Annotated in this window: 15 protein-coding genes and 1 pseudogene; 10 read left to right on the plus strand and 6 right to left on the minus strand. The window is 60.0% G+C overall.

Annotated features, from left to right (window positions below; translation table 11 throughout):
* The first annotated feature begins 161 nt into the window (after positions 1-161).
* Together AC4PR2_RS06640 and AC4PR2_RS06645 are read left to right on the plus strand one after the other, a co-directional pair.
* Positions 162-1,142, plus strand: coding sequence for an acyltransferase family protein (locus AC4PR2_RS06640; RefSeq protein WP_492174954.1), 981 nt, complete (start codon positions 162-164; stop codon positions 1,140-1,142).
* A gap of 289 nt (positions 1,143-1,431) precedes the next feature.
* Positions 1,432-2,104 (plus strand): annotated as a pseudogene (locus AC4PR2_RS06645) (NAD(P)/FAD-dependent oxidoreductase); the annotation flags it as partial.
* Positions 2,105-2,173: 69 nt separating this feature from the next.
* Here the strand turns inward: AC4PR2_RS06645 and AC4PR2_RS06650 are convergent.
* The 4 genes from AC4PR2_RS06650 to AC4PR2_RS06665 all read right to left on the minus strand — a co-directional run bounded on the left by AC4PR2_RS06650 (position 2,174) and on the right by AC4PR2_RS06665 (position 8,610).
* Complete coding sequence (locus AC4PR2_RS06650; protein WP_060430874.1) at positions 2,174-3,568, minus strand: amino acid permease; 1,395 nt, start codon at positions 3,566-3,568, stop codon at positions 2,174-2,176.
* A 102-nt stretch (positions 3,569-3,670) separates the two neighbouring features.
* Positions 3,671-5,206, minus strand: a complete 1,536-nt coding sequence (gene hutH / locus AC4PR2_RS06655) for a histidine ammonia-lyase (protein ID WP_019455102.1) — start codon at positions 5,204-5,206, stop codon at positions 3,671-3,673.
* A complete protein-coding gene (gene hutU, locus AC4PR2_RS06660) occupies positions 5,203-6,894 on the minus strand; it encodes a urocanate hydratase (protein ID WP_041033306.1) in 1,692 nt (563 codons plus the stop codon). Before hutU ends, hutH begins: the two co-directional genes overlap by 4 nt.
* Positions 6,895-7,269: 375 nt before the next feature.
* A complete protein-coding gene (locus tag AC4PR2_RS06665; RefSeq protein ID WP_015376678.1) occupies positions 7,270-8,610 on the minus strand; it encodes an MFS transporter in 1,341 nt (446 codons plus the stop codon).
* Between the two features lie 327 nt (positions 8,611-8,937).
* Here AC4PR2_RS06665 and queE point away from each other — a divergent pair, with 327 nt between their 5' ends.
* Positions 8,938-9,609, plus strand: a complete 672-nt coding sequence (gene queE / locus AC4PR2_RS06670) for a 7-carboxy-7-deazaguanine synthase QueE (RefSeq protein ID WP_047728915.1) — start codon at positions 8,938-8,940, stop codon at positions 9,607-9,609.
* A gap of 30 nt (positions 9,610-9,639) precedes the next feature.
* On the opposite strand, the gene queD is transcribed toward queE, so the two are convergent.
* Positions 9,640-9,999 (minus strand): 6-carboxytetrahydropterin synthase QueD, encoded by a 360-nt coding sequence (gene queD / locus AC4PR2_RS06675; protein ID WP_004932638.1) that lies wholly within the window; start codon positions 9,997-9,999, stop codon positions 9,640-9,642.
* A 436-nt stretch (positions 10,000-10,435) separates the two neighbouring features.
* On the opposite strand from queD, the gene cysJ reads away from it, so the two are divergent.
* From cysJ to AC4PR2_RS06690, 3 genes are all read left to right on the plus strand, one after another.
* Complete coding sequence (cysJ, locus tag AC4PR2_RS06680; protein ID WP_197783728.1) at positions 10,436-12,238, plus strand: NADPH-dependent assimilatory sulfite reductase flavoprotein subunit; 1,803 nt, start codon at positions 10,436-10,438, stop codon at positions 12,236-12,238.
* Positions 12,238-13,953 (plus strand): assimilatory sulfite reductase (NADPH) hemoprotein subunit, encoded by a 1,716-nt coding sequence (gene cysI, locus AC4PR2_RS06685; RefSeq protein ID WP_197802408.1) that lies wholly within the window; start codon positions 12,238-12,240, stop codon positions 13,951-13,953. The genes cysJ and cysI overlap by 1 nt, the downstream gene beginning before the upstream one ends.
* Positions 13,954-14,014: 61 nt before the next feature.
* Positions 14,015-14,749, plus strand: a complete 735-nt coding sequence (locus tag AC4PR2_RS06690; RefSeq protein ID WP_159317653.1) for a phosphoadenylyl-sulfate reductase — start codon at positions 14,015-14,017, stop codon at positions 14,747-14,749.
* Positions 14,750-14,804: 55 nt separating this feature from the next.
* Here the strand turns inward: AC4PR2_RS06690 and AC4PR2_RS06695 are convergent, their stop codons facing one another.
* Positions 14,805-15,875 carry an aminopeptidase gene (locus AC4PR2_RS06695; protein ID WP_060422571.1) on the minus strand — a complete coding sequence of 357 codons (1,071 nt, stop codon included), beginning with the start codon at positions 15,873-15,875 and terminating at the stop codon, positions 14,805-14,807.
* Between the two features lie 261 nt (positions 15,876-16,136).
* Between AC4PR2_RS06695 and cysG the strand changes: the two genes are divergently transcribed.
* From cysG to cysC, 4 genes are read left to right on the plus strand one after another with little or no spacing between them, the layout of a single operon-like run.
* Positions 16,137-17,567: a siroheme synthase CysG gene (gene cysG, locus AC4PR2_RS06700; RefSeq protein ID WP_060440757.1), complete on the plus strand. Its 1,431-nt coding sequence runs from the start codon at positions 16,137-16,139 to the stop codon at positions 17,565-17,567.
* Between the two features lie 22 nt (positions 17,568-17,589).
* The gene (cysD, locus tag AC4PR2_RS06705) at positions 17,590-18,498 is read left to right on the plus strand and encodes a sulfate adenylyltransferase subunit CysD (protein WP_004932620.1); all 909 of its coding nucleotides are present in this window, start codon (positions 17,590-17,592) and stop codon (positions 18,496-18,498) included.
* An 11-nt stretch (positions 18,499-18,509) separates the two neighbouring features.
* Positions 18,510-19,937, plus strand: a complete 1,428-nt coding sequence (cysN, locus tag AC4PR2_RS06710; RefSeq protein WP_102985440.1) for a sulfate adenylyltransferase subunit CysN — start codon at positions 18,510-18,512, stop codon at positions 19,935-19,937.
* The gene (gene cysC / locus AC4PR2_RS06715; RefSeq protein WP_080440255.1) at positions 19,876-20,565 is read left to right on the plus strand and encodes an adenylyl-sulfate kinase; all 690 of its coding nucleotides are present in this window, start codon (positions 19,876-19,878) and stop codon (positions 20,563-20,565) included. The genes cysN and cysC overlap by 62 nt, the downstream gene beginning before the upstream one ends.
* Positions 20,566-20,648: the final 83 nt, after the last annotated feature.

The raw sequence follows: 20,648 nt of genomic DNA on the forward strand, positions 1-20,648 counted from the left end.
CATGCATTAGACGTATCTATTCGTTGCAAACGGATTAGAGCTTATCTGAAAAATGGAAATTCCCCCTGTACTGGTTCAACTTGAACTTTCTTTTACAATACTGCTGGTATAGAGTCGGGGCCATATTTTATGTTACTGTCTTCGTACAGACTGGAGTATAGGTGGTTTCAATTCAACTTTTGCGAGCGATAGCCGCGTTGGCAGTGGTGCTGTACCATGTTGGCAGAAAGTCTGACTTTCTCGCTATAACAAATGGGAATTATTTTGAAGTTGGAAAATATGGCGTAGACTTGTTCTTCATTATTTCCGGTTTCATTATGGCCTATATCACTCATGGGAAATCAGTTAATTTTATTTCCTTTATGAAAAAAAGGTTTGTTCGGATTATCCCAATATACTGGGTTCTAACTTCAGTAGCACTTGCCGTTTTTATTATAAGCCCATCATCTGTAAATAGCACTATGGCTCCTCCCGGTGTCATAAACTCATATCTGTTGTTTCCTGTTGAAGGAAAATCAATGCTGCTCGAAGTGGCTTGGACATTGCGATATGAGTTCATTTTCTATATCATTTTTTCGCTATCTCTTTTGACGCCAAATAGATATGTGACTGTTTCAGTATTACTTGGGGTTGTTTGGGCTTGTTCTAAATTTTCTTATGAAAATTACTATATTGGATTTTTCTTCACCCATTACATGGGAGAGTTTTTGCTCGGGGTACTATCATTCCTTTTCTACACGAAAGGAAAATCGTTAACGCTGGTTGTCTTGTCATCGATTGCCGCGTTGGTCGGTTATTTTTATGGCACTCATGATGGTGTCCTCACTTATGGTTTGTATTCTACCGTATTGTTCAATGTCTTCGTTATGCTTGAAGATAAATTAAAAAGTAATGAAAGTATGGTTAGGCCGCTCTCTTATTTGGGGGATGCGTCTTACTCTATTTATTTGGCTCATCTTTTTATTATTGCCGCCGCAGGAATACTCTATAAGCATACCGAGTTTATGAACGACCCTATCTTGTTTAACGTCAGCACGTTGGTTGCGAGTGTGTTTTTCTCAGTGCTGTTCTACGAGTTTGTCGAGAGGATAATTACGCGTAAATTAACCGCCATTAAACATGCCGCTCCCTCGGTAGGTTAAGTGTATAACTGGATAACCCACCTTGTAACTTAAGTGGTGGGTTTCTTTTTTAGGACATTTTTGTTCCACTTGAATCAGGCAGTCACGAGGGGATACTTATCAGCGGTTGTGTTCTTTCCTTTTATGTCTGTGAATTAAACTCTTTTATAATGAAAATTATTTTTTTATATCTATTTTGCTGATTTGTTTTGGTTTGCAGACTGTTAATAGTGTTGTTACCAGACGTTACGCTGAGCCATTTAATTATAGTGGTGCTTTGAAGTTTCCCGCTTCCTGCTAGGTGGGGGTAATGCGACAGCTAGTCGTCATTACCGGCGACGGAACTGGTGGTATTATACTGGCCAATGTATTGGTCGCAAAGTTGCACCAAGAAATTATTAACAATAAAGTTAAGTCATTAATGGTATCGTATTCACCACTGCATTATTACAAACCGACTTTTATGTATGTGGCGTTCACTAGCTTTTTCAAGCAGGAGCTCACGTGCTCACGGCGGAGTGTTTTGCGGCCTGAAATACCGTTTATTATTGATAAGTCGGAGTCTTTCAATTTAAAGTGGTAATATATAATGACACAAAGCGGCAAGCATTATTCTAATGATTTCCTGGTGTTTGCCACAGACTACGTGCACTGGCCGAAACGCATCGAAGGGTCGGTGCTGGCGAGCGATCAGTTCTATCAGTATCAGGCCGCCAGGCGGTTGGCGCATAAACTGGCGACCATAGAAAAAGGACGCATCTTTATCACCGTTTCCTTCCCTGAAACGCCTAATGCACCCCACCAGTGCGGCATCGCGCCGATTGAAACCACATTGATACTGGACGATTACCTGCGGCAGCGCGGTGCGCAACACCGATCTGGGCGATATTCAAAACGGCGAGGGGTGACTACCGGCCGATCGCCAAACACTGCAGGTTTACGGCCAGCAGGGTATATATGCGATCGGCGACACCGTGGATCTGCAGGGGGATATAGGGCGGGCGTTGGCGCAATAAAAAACCCGCCGCAGCGGGTTTTATTAGAAGTGAGCGTTACATCTGCTGCGTTGCCGCGCTCACCGGCGAGCCGCCGCCTTTCTTGCGCACCCACAGCCAGTAAGCCACGGTGAGTAAAGCGATCCACACCAGCCCGACGTACAGCGCGATGCGGCTCTCTTCGAAGTAGCCGAGCAGGCCGATGACAAATGCCATAAAGGCGGTCGCCAATGCCGGCGCCACCGGCCACCACGGCACCGGGAAGCTCAGCTGACGGGTTTCCTCCGGCGACAGCGTGCGGCGCATGACGATCTGCGACAGCAGGATCATCAGCCACACCCAGACGGTGGCGAAGGTGGCGATCGAGGCGATGATCATGAAGACCTTCTGCGGGATCAGGTAGTTGAGCACCACCGCCAGCAGCAGAGCGATCGACATCACCAGCACCGTCATCCACGGCACGCCGCTGGCGGTCAGTTTGGTGAAGCTGCGCGGCGCCTGGCCGTCCTGCGCCATGCCGTACATCATGCGGCCGGCGCCGAAGATGTCGCTGTTAATGGCCGAGATGGCGGCGGTGATCACCACCACGTTCAGTACGTTGGCGGCGGAGCTGATGCCGAGGTTGCTGAAGATCTCCACGAACGGGCTGCCGTTCTGGCCGATGCTGTTCCACGGATAGATCGCCATCAGCACCGTCAGCGTCAGCACGTAGAACAGCAGGATGCGCACCGGCACGGCGTTGATCGCTTTCGGCAGCACTTTGGCGGGGTCTTTCGCCTCGCTGGCGGTAATGCCGATGATCTCGATGCCGCCGAAGGCGAACATCACCACCGCCAATGACGCGACCACGCCGCCGATGCCGTTAGGCATAAAGCCGCCGTGCTGCCACAGGTTACTGATACCGGTGGCGTGCTGGGTTTGGCCGAAGCCGAACAGCATCACCGCCGCGCCGCCGACGATCATCGCCACGATGGCGGCGACCTTGACCAGCGACAGCCAGAATTCCAGCTCGCCGAATACCTTGACGCTGCACAGGTTGAGCGCGCCGATAAACAGAATGATGCTGAGCACCCAGACCCACTGGGCGACCTCCGGGAACCACAGCCCCATATAAATGCCGAAGGCGGTGACGTCCGCCAGGGCGACGATCACCATTTCGAAGGTGTAGGTCCAACCGGTGAGGAACCCGGCCAGCGGGCCGAGATAGTGGCTGGCGTAGTGGCCGAACGAGCCGGAAACCGGCTGGTGCACCGCCATTTCACCCAGCGCGCGCATCACCATGAACACCGCCGCGCCGCCCACCAGGTAGGCCAGCAGCACGGCCGGGCCGGCCAGCTGGATGGCGCCGGCGGAGCCGTAGAACAGGCCGGTGCCGATCGCCGAGCCGAGAGCCATGAAACGGATGTGCCGCGCGTTTAGTCCGCGTCTGAGTTGTGTCGTTTCGTTACGCATGTTGCTTCCCGTTAAGTGTTTGCCGAACAGGCACGCGCTGCCCGCGCCGGGTGGAACGCACCCGGCGGGGCAGAACAAACTGCGTGATTCAGTGTGTGATGATTATGCCTGGCTAGGCAGCAGCGCCGCAGGCAGCAGCGATGTCAGGTGACCGGCCGCCAAGAGTTGGCTGGCGGCTTCAATGTCGGGGGCGAAGAAACGATCCTTGTCGTAGAAACTGACATGCTCGCGCAGCAGACGGCGCGCCTGCTCCAGACCTTCCGAGGTCTTCAGGCCGTTGCGGAAATCCAGGCCCTGGCAGGCGGCCAGCCATTCGACCGCCAGAATGCCGCGCACGTTGTCCGCCATGCTCCACAGGCGGCGACCGGCGGCCGGCGCCATGGAAACGTGGTCTTCCTGGTTGGCGGAGGTCGGAATGCTGTCGACGCTCGACGGGTGCGCCAGCGCTTTGTTTTCGCTGGCCAGCGCCGCAGCGGTCACCTGGGCGATCATGAAGCCGGAGTTCACGCCGCCGTTCTCCACCAGGAACGGTGGCAGCTGCGACATGTGCTTGTCCATCATCAGCGAGATGCGGCGCTCGGACAGCGAACCGATTTCGGCAAACGCCAGCGCCAGGTTATCGGCGGCCATCGCTACCGGTTCGGCGTGGAAGTTGCCGCCGGACAGCACGTCGCCCTGTTCGGCGAACACCAGCGGGTTATCGGAGACGGCGTTGGCTTCAATTTCCAGCACCTCGGCGGCCTGGCGGATCTGCGTCAGGCAGGCGCCCATTACCTGTGGCTGGCAGCGCAGGGAGTAAGGATCCTGCACTTTTTCACAGTTGCGGTGCGAGTCGGAGACTTCGCTGCGCGCGCCGAGCAGGTGGCGATAGGCGAGGGCGGCGTCGATCTGGCCGCGCTGGCCGCGCACCTCGTGGATACGCGCATCGAACGGGCTGCGGGAGCCCAGCGCCGCTTCCACCGTCAGGCTGCCCGCCACGGTCGCGGCGGCGAACAGATCTTCGGCATCGAACAGGCCGCGCAGCGCGAAGGCGGCGGAGACCTGGGTGCCGTTCAGCAGCGCCAGGCCCTCTTTCGCCGCCAGCGTCAGCGGTTTCAGGCCGGCTTTGGCCAGCGCTTCGGTCGCCGGCAGCCATTGGCCCTGATGGCGCGCTTGGCCTTCGCCCAGCAGCACCAGGCTCATGTGCGCCAGCGGCGCCAGGTCGCCGGAGGCGCCGACGGAGCCTTTCAGCGGAATATGCGGATAAACTTCGGCGTTGACCAGCGCGATCAGCGCCTGAATGACTTCCAGACGAATGCCGGAGAAGCCGCGCGACAGGCTGTTGATCTTCAGCACCATGATCAGGCGCACCAGGTTGTCGTCGGTCGGCTCGCCCACGCCGGCGGCGTGTGACAGCACGATCGAACGCTGCAGGTTTTCCAGATCGTCGCGGGCGATGCGCGTCGAAGCCAGCAGGCCAAATCCGGTGTTGATGCCGTAAGTGGTGCGGTTTTCTTCAACGATGCGTTCCACGCAGGCCACGCTCTGCTGGATTGGCGCGTAGGCGTTGTCGTCCAGCGTCAGCGTCACCGGGTGTTGATAGACGTCGCGTAGCTGGGCCAGCGTCAGTTTGCCTGGGCGAATAGTCAGCGCTTTCATGCTTTTTCTCCTTGGGTCGCGGCAACCATCGGCAGGTTCAGGCCTTGCTCACGGGCGCAGTCGATAGCGATATCGTAACCGGCGTCGGCGTGACGCATGACCCCGGTAGCCGGGTCATTGTGCAGGACGCGGGCGATGCGCTCAGCGGCCTCGTCGGTGCCGTCGCAGACGATCACCATGCCGGAGTGTTGGGAGAAGCCCATGCCGACGCCGCCGCCGTGGTGCAGGGAAACCCAGGTGGCGCCGCTGGCGGTGTTCAGCAGGGCGTTCAGCAACGGCCAGTCGGAAACCGCATCGGAACCGTCTTTCATCGCTTCGGTTTCACGGTTCGGGCTGGATACGGAGCCGGAATCCAGGTGGTCGCGGCCGATGACGATCGGGGCGGACAGTTCGCCGCGGCGCACCATCTCGTTGAACGCCAGGCCCAGCTTGGCGCGCTGGCCAAGGCCAACCCAGCAGATGCGCGCCGGCAGGCCCTGGAAGCTGATGCGCTCGCGCGCCATGTCCAGCCAGCGGTGCAGGTGTTCGTCATCCGGGATCAGCTCTTTCACCATGGCGTCGGTTTTGTAGATGTCCTGCGGATCGCCGGACAGCGCCGCCCAGCGGAACGGCCCGATACCGCGGCAGAACAGCGGACGGATGTAGGCCGGCACGAAGCCCGGGAAGTCGAAGGCGTTGTCGACGCCGGTTTCTTTCGCCATCTGGCGAATGTTGTTGCCGTAGTCGAAGGTCGGCACGCCCATCTGCTGGAAGGCCAGCATGGCTTTGACGTGATCGGCCATCGACTGCTTGGCGGCGGCGACCACTTTGGCCGGCTCGGTCTGGGCGCGCTGGCGATACTCTTCCCAGCTCCAGCCCTTCGGCAGGTAGCCGTTCAGCGGATCGTGGGCGCTGGTCTGATCGGTGACCATGTCCGGGCGCACGCCGCGGCGAACCAGCTCAGGCAGAATTTCCGCCGCGTTGCCGCACAGGGCGATGGAGATGGCTTTGCCTTCTGAGGTGTATTTTTTGATGCGGGCCAGCGCGTCGTCCAGATCGTTGGCCTGCTCATCGACGTAGCGGGTTTTCAGGCGGAAATCGATGCGGCTCTGCTGACATTCGATGTTCAGCGAGCAGGCGCCCGCCAGCGTCGCGGCCAGCGGCTGCGCGCCGCCCATGCCGCCCAGGCCGGCGGTCAGTACCCAGCGGCCCTGCAGGCTGCCGTCGTAATGCTGGCGGCCCGCTTCGACGAAGGTCTCATAGGTGCCCTGAACGATGCCCTGGCTGCCGATGTAGATCCAGCTGCCGGCGGTCATCTGGCCGTACATGGCCAGGCCTTTGGCGTCCAGTTCGTTGAAGTGTTCCCAGGTCGCCCAGTGCGGCACCAGGTTGGAGTTGGCGATCAGCACGCGCGGGGCGTTGCTGTGGGTTTTGAAGACGCCGACCGGCTTGCCGGACTGCACCAGCAGGGTTTCGTCTTCTTCCAGCGTTTTCAGGGTTTCGACGATCTTGTCGTAGCAATCCCAGTCGCGTGCGGCGCGGCCGATGCCGCCGTACACCACCAGCTCGTGTGGGTTCTCCGCAACTTCAGGATCGAGGTTGTTCATCAGCATGCGTAACGGCGCTTCGGTCAGCCAGCTTTTTGCGTTTAATTGTGTGCCGCGTGGCGCGCGTACATCGACATTGCGAACTTTGTTATTTGTAGTCACAGCAGTTTCCTCAAACAGTATCGGTGCAGATTCCATGCCGCGGTGGGGATGAGTACCACGGCATAACAATGCGTAGGGCTTATTAACATATACTTGTATGTACAAGCATATGCAACACTGACCAGTTGCCGCTGAAAAGTGGCATAAGAAAAAGTTATTTTCTTTTTATATCAGGTTGATATGCGATTTTTCATCGCCGGCTTCATGTGCGAAAAGCCGGAGAAAAGTGAGCTGTTCGGCAAAAATGAATTAAAAATGACTCATTTTTGGGCGGCTAGTCACAATATTTTTACAGACTGATTACAGTTGGCGGCGGAGGATAAACAAGCCCTATCACCGCGGGAAGAAAGCCCGCCGTGGGCGGGCTTGCCAGGCTCAGGCGGCCGGTTGCAGCATCGGCTTGCGGCTCATCTTGCACACCGTGGCGATGGCGGCGATCAGCGCCGGAACGCACAGGAACATCAGGATGCTCTGCACTTCCCACTGCATCGCCAGCAGTTGGGCGCCCATCATGGTGCCGGCGACGCCGCCGAAGCGGCCGATGCCCTGCATCCAGGCGATGCCGGTGGCGCGGCTGTGGGTGGGGTAGAAGGTGGCCGCCAGCGTTTGCAGCCCGGACTGCGCACCGTTCATGGTGACGCCCATCAGGAAGATGAAGGCGCCCAGCAATACGATCTGCTTGTCTTCGGTCGCCATCGCCACGATCAGCAGGGCGGTGACGACAAAGCCGCTCGAGACCACCTTGTGCGCATTCCAGCGATCCATCAGCCAGCCGGCTACCAAAATGCCGAGCGTGCCGCCGAAGGTGAACAGCGAGGTGAGCATCGCCGACTGTTCCAGCTGATAGCCCAGCCCCTGCATCAGGATTGGCATCCAGCTCAGCAACACGTAGTAGATCACCAGCCCCATGAAGTAGGTCACCCACAGCATCAGCGTGCCGAGCAGGTAAGGGCGGCTGAACAGCAGGCCGACGCTGGTCTTGGCCTGCGTCAGCTTCTCTTCGTACAGGTAAAAACGCGTTACACCATCAAGGCTCTGACTGACGAAGCGTTGCGCGATGCGCTTGATCTTCGCCGCATCCTGCCCGCGGTTGACCATATATTTGACCGATTCCGGCAGCAGCAGGATCAGCAAGACCGTCAACGCCAGCGGCGCAATGGCGCCGAGCAACAGCACACTGTGCCAGCCGTAGCTCGGGATCAGCCACGATGAAATGGCACCGCCGCCGGCCGCACCCAGCGGAAAGCCGCAGTACATGGTATTGATCGCCAGCGAACGGCAGCGCTGCGGCGCGTATTCGGAGATCAGCGTGATGGCGTTGGGCATCGCCGCTCCCAGCCCGAGGCCGGTGAGGAAACGCCACAGCGTCAGGCTATTGAGCGAGCCGGCGTAGGCGGTGGCCAGGCTCGACAGGCCGAAGAACAGGCAGGAAAACACCAGCACGCGCTTGCGGCCGATGCGGTCGGAGATTGGCCCGGCGATCAGCGCGCCGAGCGACAGTCCCAGCAGCGCGGCGCTCAGCACCGGCCCCAGATCCTGTTTGACGATGCCCCAGTCTTTGGCGACCGAGGGGGCGATATAGCCCATGGCGGCGGTATCAAAACCGTCGATGGCGAGGATCAGGAATCCGAGAATGATCAGGGTCCAGTGAAACAGCGAAAACTTGCTGTCGTCGATGGCCTGCTGAATGTTCAACTCGCTGGTGGAATGAGTCATGGCACCCTCTAAACGCAGATGTAGTCGTGATGGATGGAACGTGGCCGAAACTGGCGCTCGGCTTGTGTTTGCTTGTATATACATCTGCGCGTCGGCGCTTTATGTCAAATATAATTATCTTATTTGTTAACTTCGTGTTGTTTTCTGTGGAGCAGGTTGCACCGCGGATGAAAGGCCAAAGCACGACTCACAAATTAAATGAGCGCCATTGGCGGTGGGATATGCTGACGGCGGCGCGGAGAATAAAATTTAATACAATGTTGGCCGTTTGGTCGGCGGGCCGGAATCTGCGATAATCGCTTTTTACTTTTCCAGATTGAGAAACCGATGCAGTACCCGATCAATGAGATGTTCCAAACCTTGCAGGGCGAAGGCTTTTTCACCGGCGTGCCGGCCATTTTTATCCGCCTGCAGGGCTGCCCGGTAGGGTGCAGTTGGTGCGATACCAAACATACCTGGGAAAAGGAAGCCAATCGGGAAGTCGACCTGCAACGGATCCTGGTCAAAACAGAGGAAAGCGACGCCTGGGGCAATGCCGGCGCCGAGCAGCTGCTGGCGGTGATGCGCCAACAAGGTTACACCGCGCGCCATGTGGTGATCACCGGCGGCGAACCCTGCATCTACGATCTGACGCCGCTGACCGAGCTGTTCGAACAGCATGGCTACGGCTGCCAGATTGAGACCAGCGGCACCCACGACATTCGCTGTTCCGCCAAAACCTGGGTGACGGTTTCGCCGAAGGTGAATATGCGCGGCGGCATGAAGGTGTTGGATCAGGCGCTGCGGCGCGCCGACGAGGTGAAGCATCCGGTGGCGCGCGAGCGCGACATCGAGGCATTGGACGCGCTGCTGGCGACGCTGCAGGACGACAAGGCAAGGATTATTGCGCTGCAGCCGATCAGCCAGAAAGAAGAGGCGACCCGCCTGTGCATCGAAACCTGCATCGCGCGCAACTGGCGGTTGTCGATGCAGACCCACAAGTATCTGAACATCGCCTAAAATCAGGGCGCCTTTGCGGCGCCCTTTCTTTTAACCTTTATATACGCATCCCGCAGTACAGGTCTCTTTCACCATCACCGCAGTCAGTTCCGGCAACTGGGGCTTGAGCTGCTGCCAAATCCAGGCGGCGAGCACTTCGCTGGTGGGATTTTCCAATCCTGGAATATCGTTCAGGTAATGGTGATCCAACCGCTCCCAGATCGGGGAAAACACAGCCTTGAGCTCGGCGAAATCCATCACCCAACCGGTGTGGGGGTCCACTTCACCGGTCACTTCCAGACGCACCATAAATGAATGCCCATGCAGGCGGCCGCATTTATGGCCCTCCGGCACGTGCGGCAAACGGTGTGCGGCTTCAAACTGAAAATCTTTAAACAGCGTGGTTGCCATTATTACGGCCTCATTGACTCAAAAACCGCCGCATAGTACCGGAAAGCGCGTCTGCTTGCCATTTATACCGTTATGGTCTAGCGCCGCGATAACCGCGCCCGGTTAACACTGTTTTTGTTTGGTGTTTGCGGCACCTATCGGCTGGGGTAATGAGCCGAAATGTTGAACGGTGAAAAAACGATGAAAAAAAGCGCTTTAATTTCATCTGGATAAAAAACTTTGTTTAACGGTTTAAGCGTTATCCCTTACCAGAAAAACAGCTTAGTCATTTTGGTTATGATTTATTGCTATCCCTTATTTAATCGTTGCTATTCTGCTCGGTAACCTTACAAACTCTCCTGATCTTTTCCGCACACCCGACGCAGCGAAGAGACAGCGACTGACACTGGCGCGCGCCTGGCAGGAAAGGCGCTAAGTATAGGAAATAAGTACAGCAATGACGACTCAGGCTCCTCCAACATCTTTGCTCCCGCTGACGCCCGAACAGCTGGCGCGCCTGCAGGCGACGATCGGCGACTATTCGCCGACGCAGCTGGCGTGGCTGTCCGGCTATTTTTGGGGCATGGTCAATCAACAGCCCGGAGCCGTGGCCATTGCGCCTGTCGCCCCTGCGGCTGCCGCCGGCATCACCATCATTTCCGCTTCGCAGACCGGCAATGCGCGCCGCCTGGCGGAGCAGCTGCGCGACGATCTGCTGGCCGCCAATCTGAGCGCCACGCTGATCAGCGCCGGCGACTACAAGTTCAAGCAGATAGCCCAAGAGCGCCTGCTGGTGATCGTCGCCTCGACGCAGGGGGAGGGCGAACCGGCGGAAGAAGCGGTGGCGCTGCATAAATTCCTGTTCTCGAAGAAGGCGCCGAAGCTGAATGATACCGCTTTTGCGGTGTTCGGGCTGGGCGACACCTCTTATGAGAATTTCTGCCAGTCTGGTAAGGATTTCGACGGCAAGCTGGCCGAGCTGGGCGCCGAGCGCCTGGTGGAGCGCGTGGACGCCGACGTGGAGTACCAGGAACTGGCCGCCGCCTGGCGCAAACAGGTGGTATCGGTGCTGAAGGCGCGCGCGCCGGCGGAAAGCGCCGCGCCGGGCGTGTTGGCCAGCGGCGCGGTCGATCTGATCGACAGCAGCCCGTACAGCAAGGAACAGCCGCTCACCGCCCAACTGGCGGTCAATCAGAAAATTACCGGCCGCGCGTCGGATAAAGACGTGCGCCATATCGAGATCGATCTGGGCGACTCCGGCCTGCGCTATCAGCCGGGCGATGCGCTCGGCGTATGGTTCGACAACGATCCGGCGCTGGTGGACGAACTGGTGCAGCTGTTGTGGCTGAAAGGCGACGAGCCGGTCGAGGTGGAAGGGCAAACCCTGCCGCTGGCGCAGGCGCTGCGCAGCCATTTCGAACTGACGCAGAACACCACGCCGATCGTCGATAAATACGCCGCGCTGTCGCGCGACGAAACGCTGATCGGCCTGTTGGCGGATAAAGCCGCGCTGCAGCACTATGCGCACAACACGCCGATCGTTGACATGGTGCGTCAGGCGCCGGCGGACCTGAGCGCCGAACAGCTGGTCGGTCTGCTGCGCCCGCTGACGCCGCGCCTGTACTCCATCGCCTCTTCGCAGGCGGAGAACGAAAGCGAAGTGCACATCACCGTAGGCGTGGTGCGTTACGACATCGACGGGCGCGCCCGCAGCGGCGGCGCCTCCGGCTTCTTGGCGGATCGCCTGGAGGAGGACGGCGACGTGCGGGTGTTTATCGAACACAACGACAACTTCCGCCTGCCGGCCAATCCGGAAGCGCCGGTGATCATGATCGGCCCGGGCACCGGCATCGCGCCGTTCCGCGCCTTTATGCAGCAGCGCGACGCCGACGGCGCCGACGGCAAGAACTGGCTGTTCTTCGGCAACCCGCACTTTACCGAAGATTTCCTGTATCAGGTCGAATGGCAGCGCTATGTGAAAGACGGCCTGCTGACCCGCATCGATCTGGCCTGGTCCCGCGACCAACAACATAAAATATACGTACAAGACAAACTGCGCGAACAGGGCGCGGAAGTGTGGCGCTGGATTCAGGAAGGCGCGCACATTTACGTCTGCGGCGATGCCAATCGCATGGCGAAAGACGTGGAAAACACATTACTGGAACTGGTGGCCGAGCACGGTGGCATGGATACCGAGCAGGCGGATGAATTTTTAAGTGAGCTGCGCCTTGAGCGCCGTTATCAGCGAGATGTTTACTGATGAGTGATAAACACCCCGGGCCTTTGGTAGTCGAAGGCAAACTGGCCGATGCGGAGCGCATGAAGAAGGAGAGCCACTTCCTGCGCGGCACCATCGCCGAAGATTTGAACGACGGCCTGACCGGCGGCTTCAACGGCGACAACTTCCTGCTGATCCGTTTTCACGGCATGTATCAGCAGGATGACCGCGATATTCGCGCCGAACGCGCCGAGCAGAAGCTGGAGCCGCGCCACGCCATGATGCTGCGCTGCCGCCTGCCGGGCGGCATCATCAGCCCGCAGCAGTGGCTGGGCATCGACAAGTTCGCGCAGGAGAGCACGCTGTACGGCAGCATTCGCATCACCAACCGCCAGACGTTCCAGTTTCACGGCATTCTGAAAGGCAACGTCAAACCGGTGCACCAGCTGCTGAACCGCCTGGGGCTGGACGCGCTGGCGACCGCCAACGACGTGAACCGCAACGTGCTGTGCACCTCCAACCCGGTGGAGTCCGAGCTGCATCAGGAAGCCTACGAGTGGGCGAAGAAGATCTCCGAACACCTGCTGCCGCGCACCCGCGCCTACGCCGAGGTGTGGCTGGATCAGGAGAAGGTGGCCACTACCGACGAAGAGCCGATTCTGGGGCCGACCTACCTGCCGCGTAAGTTCAAAACCACGGTGGTGATCCCGCCGCAGAACGACGTCGATCTGCACGCCAACGACATGAACTTCGTGGCGATCGCCGAAAACGGCAAGCTGGTAGGCTTCAACCTGCTGGTGGGCGGCGGGTTGTCCATCGAGCACGGCAACAAGAAAACCTACGCGCGCCAGGCCAGCGAGTTCGGCTACATTCCGCTCGAACATACGCTGGCGGTCGCGGAGGCCGTGGTGACCACGCAGCGCGACTGGGGCAACCGCACCGATCGCAAGAACGCCAAAACCAAATACACGCTGGAGCGCGTCGGGGTGGACGTTTTCCGCGCCGAAGTGGAAAAACGCGCCGGCATCACCTTCGCGCCGAGCCGGCCGTATGAATTCACCGGCCGCGGCGATCGCATCGGTTGGGTGAAGGGCATCGACGATCAGTGGCACCTGACGCTGTTTATCGAGAACGGCCGCCTGCTGGACTATCCGGGGCGCCCGCTGAAGACCGGCATGGCGGAGATCGCCAAGATCCATAAAGGCGACTTCCGTCTGACGGCGAACCAAAACGTGATCATCGCCGGCGTGCCGGAAAGCGAGAAGGCAAAGATCGAAGCCCTGGCGCGCGATCATGGCCTGATCGACGACGAGATCAGCGAGCAACGCAAGAACTCGATGGCCTGCGTATCGTTCCCGACCTGCCCGTTGGCGATGGCGGAGGCCGAGCGCTTCCTGCCGCAGTTCGTCACGAAGGTGGAAGGGATCATGCATCGGCACGGGGTGGGCGACGAGCATATCGTGCTGCGCATCACCGGCTGCCCGAACGGCTGCGGCCGCGCGCTGCTGGCGGAGCTGGGGCTGGTGGGCAAGGCGGTCGGCCGCTATAACCTGCATTTGGGGGGCAACCGCGAAGGCACGCGCATTCCGCGCATGTACCGCGAGAACATCAACGAAGACGAGATCCTGAGCGAGATCGACTTGTTGGTGGGGCGCTGGGCGAAGGAGCGCAATGCCGGCGAAGGCTTCGGCGACTTCACCGTTCGCGCGGGCATCGTCAAACCGGTGCTGGATCCGGCGCGAGATTTCTGGGAGTGAGGCCGGGCGGCCCCTGGGCAGAGGGGCCGCACAGGTAATTTCAAGTAGCAGGAGAGACAACATGGCTGAATTCGATCTGGCGGCGCTGAATGCGTTGCCCAAATCCGGGCAGGCGCTGGCATTGGCGGTGGTCAACGGCCAACTGGAGACCCTCAGCGCCGAACAGCGCGTTGAATGGGCGCTGGAGCATCTGCCCGGCGAGTTCGTACTCTCGTCCAGTTTCGGCATTCAGGCGGCGGTGTGTCTGCACCTGGTGACGCGCATCCGGCCGGATATCCCGGTGATCCTGACCGACACCGGTTACCTGTTCCCGGAAACCTACCGCTTTATCGATCAACTGACCGACCAGCTGAAGCTGAATCTGCAGGTGTTCCGCGCCGAACAGTCTCCCGCCTGGCAAGAGGCGCGCTACGGCAAGCTGTGGGAACAGGGCGTGGAAGGGATTGAAAAGTACAACCAGATCAACAAGGTTGAGCCGATGAACCGCGCGCTGGAGACGCTGGGGGCACAGAGCTGGTTCGCCGGCCTGCGGCGCGAGCAGTCCGGCAGCCGCGCCAATCTGCCGGTGCTGGCGGTGCAGCGCGGGGTGTTCAAGATCCTGCCGATCATCGACTGGGACAACCGCAAGATTTACCAGTATCTGACCGAGCACGGGCTGAACTATCACCCGCTGTGGGAGCAGGGTTACCTGTCGGTAGGCGATACCCATACCACCCAGAAGTGGGAGCCGGGCATGAGCGAGGAAGAGACGCGTTTCTTCGGGCTGAAGCGCGAGTGCGGCCTGCACGAAGGCTAAACGAGGCGAATCACACGACAGGGCTCAGCAATGCTGGGCCCTGTTTTTTTGCGGGCTACTTTTTCTTCTGTGCTTTCGGCGGGTGCGCCTGCGCCAGCTCTTTGATCAGCGGCAGCAGGATCTGCACGCTGTCGCGGCTGCGTTTGTCGATCCGCCCCGGCAGGTAGCGATCCAGGTACTGCAGGTTGTCATACTGCGGGCGGTGCCAGGTGATGCCCTGCGGGAAGTGCGGGCTGACGGCGCGCTGCTGGTAGCCGTCCTTGTCGCCCAGCGACCAGTTGGTGGCCTCCACCGACAGCACCGGGATGCCTGCGGCGTCGAATACCTCTTGATCGGAGCAGCAGCCGGTGCCCTTCGGATGCTGTGCGCTGCCCGGATTGCTGGCGGCGGCGATGCCGTAGCGATGGGCGATATCCAGCGCGCGATCGCGGGAGCGTTTCGCCATCTGCGGCGGCGTGTTGCGCCCGGCGTTGAAGTACAGACGATCGCCAGTGATCAGGCTGTCGAGGTTGATCACCAGCACGGTGTTGCTTTTCTCTTCCGCGCTCATGCGCTGCAGGTAGTTCTGTGCGCCCAGCGAGCCGAGCTCTTCGGCGCTGGTGGCGACGAAGCGCAGGCCGTAGGCGGTGGGGATGCTTTTCAGGCGCTCCGCCAGTTCCAGCATCACGCCGATGCCGGAGGCGTTGTCGTCGACGCCCTGCAGCGTCAGGCCGCCGAGGTTGTTATCCAGATCTTCGTCGCTCTGCGGCGTGTAGGTGTCGAAGTGGGCGACGATCACTATCTGTTTCGGGCTGTCGCCGTTGCGGGCGGCAATCACCGAGCTGGCGGTGACGTTGTTCCAGTTCTTCTTGCCGTCTTTGCTGGTGTAGAGGTAGCGCGTGTTGACGCTGCGAATGTCGCTTTGGTAACCCATCTTGGCGAACTGCTGCTTCAGGTAGTCGGCGGTGAGCAATTCGGCCGGGCTGCCCGCCATGCGGCCGGGGAAGTAAGTGGCGATGTGGCGGGTCTGTTCGGCGGCGAAACGGCCCATTGGCGCGTCTTTTGCGGGCTGTGCGGCACAAACGCTGAAGACGCCGCCGAGTGCGAGGGCCAGCAGGCTGGTCTTCAGGTAAAAACGGGAAAACATACCGAAAAATCCTTCTTTGCTATCGGCGCTGCCGATCATTTTTCTGCGGCACCCAGTATGAGACGCCGGGCGGCATTACACGATTTCCCCGTCTCTTAATTTTCGCGTGAATGCGCAAACCGTCGCCGCAGTTATCACCGTTTGCCTCTGGCGTTGCGGCCTATATTCCATAAAGGAACTAATCATTCCTTTTCGTCATTTCAGAGGCTAAATCTCAGCCCGTATAGTCACACTATCTTTCTGTTATATGAAAAGGCTGTTGTGGACTATCTACCAATATTCGCCGATCTGAAACAACGTCCGGTGCTGGTCGTTGGCGGCGGTGACGTGGCTGCGCGCAAAGTCGATCTGCTTCAGCGCGCCGGGGCTGAAATACGGATAGTTGCGCAGTCGCTCTCACCGGAACTGGAACAACAACGTCAGCGAGGGCAACTGCTCTGGCTGGGGAAAACCTTTGACCCGCCGCAGCTGGACGACGTGTTTCTGGCGATCGCCGCCACGGACGACAACGCGCTGAACGCCGCGGTGTTTGCCGAAGCGGATAAACGCCGGGTGTTAGCCAACGTGGTGGACGACCAGCCGCGCTGCTCGTTCATCTTCCCGTCGATCATCGATCGCTCGCCGCTGGTGGTGGCCGTATCGTCCAGCGGCCAGGCGCCGGTGCTGGCGCGGTTGCTGCGCGAAAAGCTGGAGGCGCTGCTGCCCGCCAGTTTGGGGCAGATGGCGCAGGTGGCGGGCCGCTGGCGCGGCCAGGTCAAACAGCGGCTGGCCTCGATCGGCGAGCGTCGCCGTTTCTGGGAGAAAACCTTCGGCGGCCGTTTCGCCACGCTGGTGGCCAACGGCCAGACGGCGCAGGCGGAGCGGCAGCTTGAGCAGGATTTGCAAAGCTTCGCCGCAGGCGATGAAGGCGCGCAGGGTGAGATAGCCTTGGTGGGCGCCGGGCCGGGCGACGTGGGGCTGTTGACCCTGCGCGGGCTGCAGGTGATGCAGCAGGCGGACGTGGTGCTGTATGACCATCTGGTCAGCGGCGAGATCCTCGATCTGGTGCGCCGCGACGCCGAGCGCATCTGTGTGGGCAAGCGCGCCGGCGCGCACTCGGTGATCCAGGAAGAGACCAACCGGCTGTTGGTGGCGCTGGCGCAGCAGGGCAAACGCGTGGTGCGCCTCAAGGGCGGCGACCCGTTCATCTTTGGCCGGGGCGGCGAAGAGCTGCAGGTAGCCGCCGCCGCCGGCATTCCGTTCCAGGTGGTGCCGGGCGTCACGGCCGCCGCGGGGGCGACCGCCTACGCCGGCATTCCGCTGACGCACCGCGACCACGCGCAGAGCGTGACCTTTATCACCGGCCACTGCCGCCCCGACGGCGATGGCCTGGACTGGGCCGATCTGGCCCGGGCGCGGCAGACGCTGGCTATCTACATGGGCACCATGAAGGCGGCGGACATCAGCCAACGCCTGATCGCCCACGGCCGCGCTGCCGATACGCCGGTGGCGGTGATCAGTCGCGGCACGCGCGCCGATCAGCAGGTGCAGATCGGCACGCTGGATCAACTGGAACATCTGGCCCAACGGGCGCCGCTGCCGGCGCTGCTGGTGATTGGCGAAGTGGTGGAACTGCACCATCAAATCGCCTGGTTCGGGCATCAATCGCAGACGGAAGGGGCCGCGCGCCCGGCCGTCGTGAATTTGGCATAGGCAAGGCTTTTAAGGACCTGTTATGGACGAAAAACGACTCACTCATTTGCGGCAATTGGAGGCGGAGAGTATCCATATCATCCGTGAAGTCGCCGCTGAATTCGCCAACCCGGTGATGCTGTATTCCATCGGCAAAGACTCTTCCGTGATGCTGCATTTGGCGCGCAAGGCGTTCTTCCCCGGCACGCTGCCGTTCCCGCTGCTGCACGTCGATACCGGCTGGAAGTTCCGCGAAATGTACGAGTTCCGCGATCGCACCGCGAAAGAGTACGGCTTCGAGCTGCTGGTGCATAAAAACCCGGAAGGGGTGGCGATGGGCATCAACCCGTTCGTGCACGGCAGCGCCAAGCATACCGACATCATGAAGACCGAGGGCCTGAAGCAGGCGTTGAACAAGTACGGTTTCGACGCCGCCTTCGGCGGTGCGCGGCGCGACGAGGAGAAATCGCGCGCCAAAGAGCGCATCTATTCGTTCCGCGATCGCTTCCACCGCTGGGATCCGAAAAACCAGCGGCCGGAGCTGTGGCACAACTACAACGGCCAGATCAACAAAGGGGAGAGCATCCGCGTCTTCCCGCTGTCGAACTGGACCGAGCTGGACATCTGGCAGTACATCTTCCTGGAAAAGATCGACATCGTGCCGCTGTACCTGGCGAAACCGCGCCCGGTGGTGGAGCGCGACGGCATGCTGATGATGGTGGACGACGATCGCATCGATCTGCAGCCGGGCGAAGTGATCAGCCAGCGCATGGTGCGTTTCCGCACCCTGGGGTGCTGGCCGCTGACCGGCGCGGTGGATTCGCAGGCGCAAACCCTGCCGGAGATCATCGAAGAGATGCTGGTCTCCACCACCAGTGAACGCCAGGGGCGGATGATCGATCGCGATCAGTCCGGCTCGATGGAGCTGAAAAAGCGTCAAGGGTATTTCTAAGGAGCCGCCGGATGAACAACGCAATTGCACAACAAATCGCTGACCAGGGCGGCGTCGAATCCTACCTGCACGCGCAGCAACACAAGAGCCTGCTGCGCTTTCTGACCTGCGGCAGCGTCGACGACGGCAAAAGCACCCTGATCGGGCGCCTGCTGCATGATACCCGCCAGATCTACGAGGATCAGCTGTCGACGCTGCACAGCGACAGCAAACGCATCGGCACCCAGGGCGAGAAGCTCGATCTGGCGCTGCTGGTGGACGGCCTTCAGGCCGAGCGCGAACAGGGCATCACCATCGACGTGGCCTATCGCTATTTCTCGACCGAAAAACGCAAATTTATCATCGCCGATACCCCAGGGCATGAGCAGTACACCCGCAACATGGCCACCGGCGCCTCCACCTGCGATCTGGCGATCCTGTTGATCGACGCGCGCAAAGGGGTGCTGGACCAGACTCGTCGCCACAGTTTTATCGCAACCCTGCTGGGCATTCGCCATCTGGTGGTGGCGGTGAACAAAATGGATCTGGTGGACTACCAGGAAGCGGTGTTCGAGCAGTTCAAACAGGATTACCTGACCTTTGCCCAGCAGCTGCCAGGCGATCTGGATATCAAATTCGTGCCGCTGTCGGCGCTGGACGGCGACAACGTGGCGAGCGAAAGCGCTCATATGCCGTGGTACAGCGGCCCGACGCTGCTGGAAGTGCTGGAGAGCGTTGACGTGGTCAGCGAGCGAGAAAACCAGCCGCTGCGCTTCCCGGTGCAGTACGTCAATCGCCCGAACCTCGATTTTCGCGGCTATGCCGGCACGTTGTCCGCCGGCGTGGTGCGGGTGGGGCAACGGGTCAAAGTGCTGCCTTCCGGCGTGGAGTCCAGCGTGGCGCGCATCGTGACCTTCGACGGCGATCTGCAAGAGGCGGTGCCGGGCGAGGCGATTACGCTGGTGCTGAAGGATGAGGTGGACATCAGCCGCGGCGATCTGCTGGTCGATGCCGGCGAAAGCCTGCAGGCGGCGCAGAGCGCGCTGGTGGACGTGGTATGGATGGCCGAGCAGCCGCTGGTGCCGGGCCAGAGCTACGACATCAAGATCGCCGGTAAAAAGACCCGCGCCCGCGTGGAGAGCATCCGCCATCAGGTGGAGATCAATACGCTGGCGCAGCACCCGGCAGACACGTTGCCGCTTAACGGCATCGGTCTGGTGGAGCTGACCTTCGACGAGCCGCTGGTGCTGGACAGCTATCAGAGCAATCACGACACCGGCGGGCTGATCTTCATCGATCGCATGAGCAACGTCACGGTAGGCGCCGGTCTGGTGCGCGAAACGCTGCAGGCCACCCCGGCGGCGCACGGCGAGTTCAGCGCCTTCGAGCTGGAGCTGAATGCGCTGGTGCGTAAGCACTTCCCGCACTGGGGCGCACGTGATCTGCTCGGTGGTCGATAAGGTGGCCGCTGAACTGAGGGCGACCGGGCCGGACGATGAGAACGTGGTTTGGCATCCGCACGCCGTGACGCGCGCGGATCGCGAAGCGCGCAACGGCCATCGCGGCGTGGTGCTGTGGTTTACCGGGCTATCCGGCTCGGGCAAATCCACCGTCGCCGGCGCGCTGGAACAGGCGCTGCACGGGCTCGGCGTCAGCACCTATCTGCTGGACGGCGATAACGTGCGCCACGGCCTGTGCCGCGATCTCGGCTTCTCTGACGAGGATCGGCGCGAGAACATCCGCCGGGTGGGGGAAGTGGCCAAACTGATGGTGGATGCCGGGCTGGTGGTGCTGACCGCGTTCATTTCGCCGCACCGCGCCGAGCGGCAGATGGTGCGCGAAATGCTCGGCGCCGATCGCTTTATCGAAGTGTTTGTCGACACGCCGTTGGCGATCTGCGAGGCGCGCGATCCGAAGGGATTGTATAAAAAAGCGCGCGCCGGCGAACTGCGCAATTTCACCGGTATCGACGCGGTTTACGAGGCGCCGCAGCAGCCGGAAATCCACCTTGATGGCCAACAATTGGTAACAAATTTGATTGCGCAATTGTTAGACGTGTTGCGTGGTCAGGCTATTATCAAACCCTGAATTCAAAAAAAGCGTGTGGCGTTTTTCGCCATGCGCTATTTACTCTAAGCCGCCGCAGAGCGAGCCGAATAACCAGGGATCAC

This window comes from Serratia sp. A07 (assembly GCF_058725505.1).

Excerpts from the sequence above, each read along its gene's own strand:
- AC4PR2_RS06690 (WP_159317653.1), top strand. The coding sequence starts at position 14,015 with ATGGCTGAATTCGATCTGGCGGCGCTGAATGCGTTGCCCAAATCCGGG.
- cysD (WP_004932620.1), top strand. The coding sequence starts at position 17,590 with ATGGACGAAAAACGACTCACTCATTTGCGGCAATTGGAGGCGGAGAGT.
- hutH (WP_019455102.1), bottom strand. The coding sequence starts at position 5,206 with ATGAAAGCGCTGACTATTCGCCCAGGCAAACTGACGCTGGCCCAGCTA.
- queE (WP_047728915.1), top strand. The coding sequence starts at position 8,938 with ATGCAGTACCCGATCAATGAGATGTTCCAAACCTTGCAGGGCGAAGGC.
- queD (WP_004932638.1), bottom strand. The coding sequence starts at position 9,999 with ATGGCAACCACGCTGTTTAAAGATTTTCAGTTTGAAGCCGCACACCGT.
- AC4PR2_RS06695 (WP_060422571.1), bottom strand. The coding sequence starts at position 15,875 with ATGTTTTCCCGTTTTTACCTGAAGACCAGCCTGCTGGCCCTCGCACTC.
- AC4PR2_RS06665 (WP_015376678.1), bottom strand. The coding sequence starts at position 8,610 with ATGACTCATTCCACCAGCGAGTTGAACATTCAGCAGGCCATCGACGAC.
- cysN (WP_102985440.1), top strand. The coding sequence starts at position 18,510 with ATGAACAACGCAATTGCACAACAAATCGCTGACCAGGGCGGCGTCGAA.
- cysC (WP_080440255.1), top strand. The coding sequence starts at position 19,876 with ATGCGCTGGTGCGTAAGCACTTCCCGCACTGGGGCGCACGTGATCTGC.
- cysI (WP_197802408.1), top strand. The coding sequence starts at position 12,238 with ATGAGTGATAAACACCCCGGGCCTTTGGTAGTCGAAGGCAAACTGGCC.
- AC4PR2_RS06650 (WP_060430874.1), bottom strand. The coding sequence starts at position 3,568 with ATGCGTAACGAAACGACACAACTCAGACGCGGACTAAACGCGCGGCAC.
- cysJ (WP_197783728.1), top strand. The coding sequence starts at position 10,436 with ATGACGACTCAGGCTCCTCCAACATCTTTGCTCCCGCTGACGCCCGAA.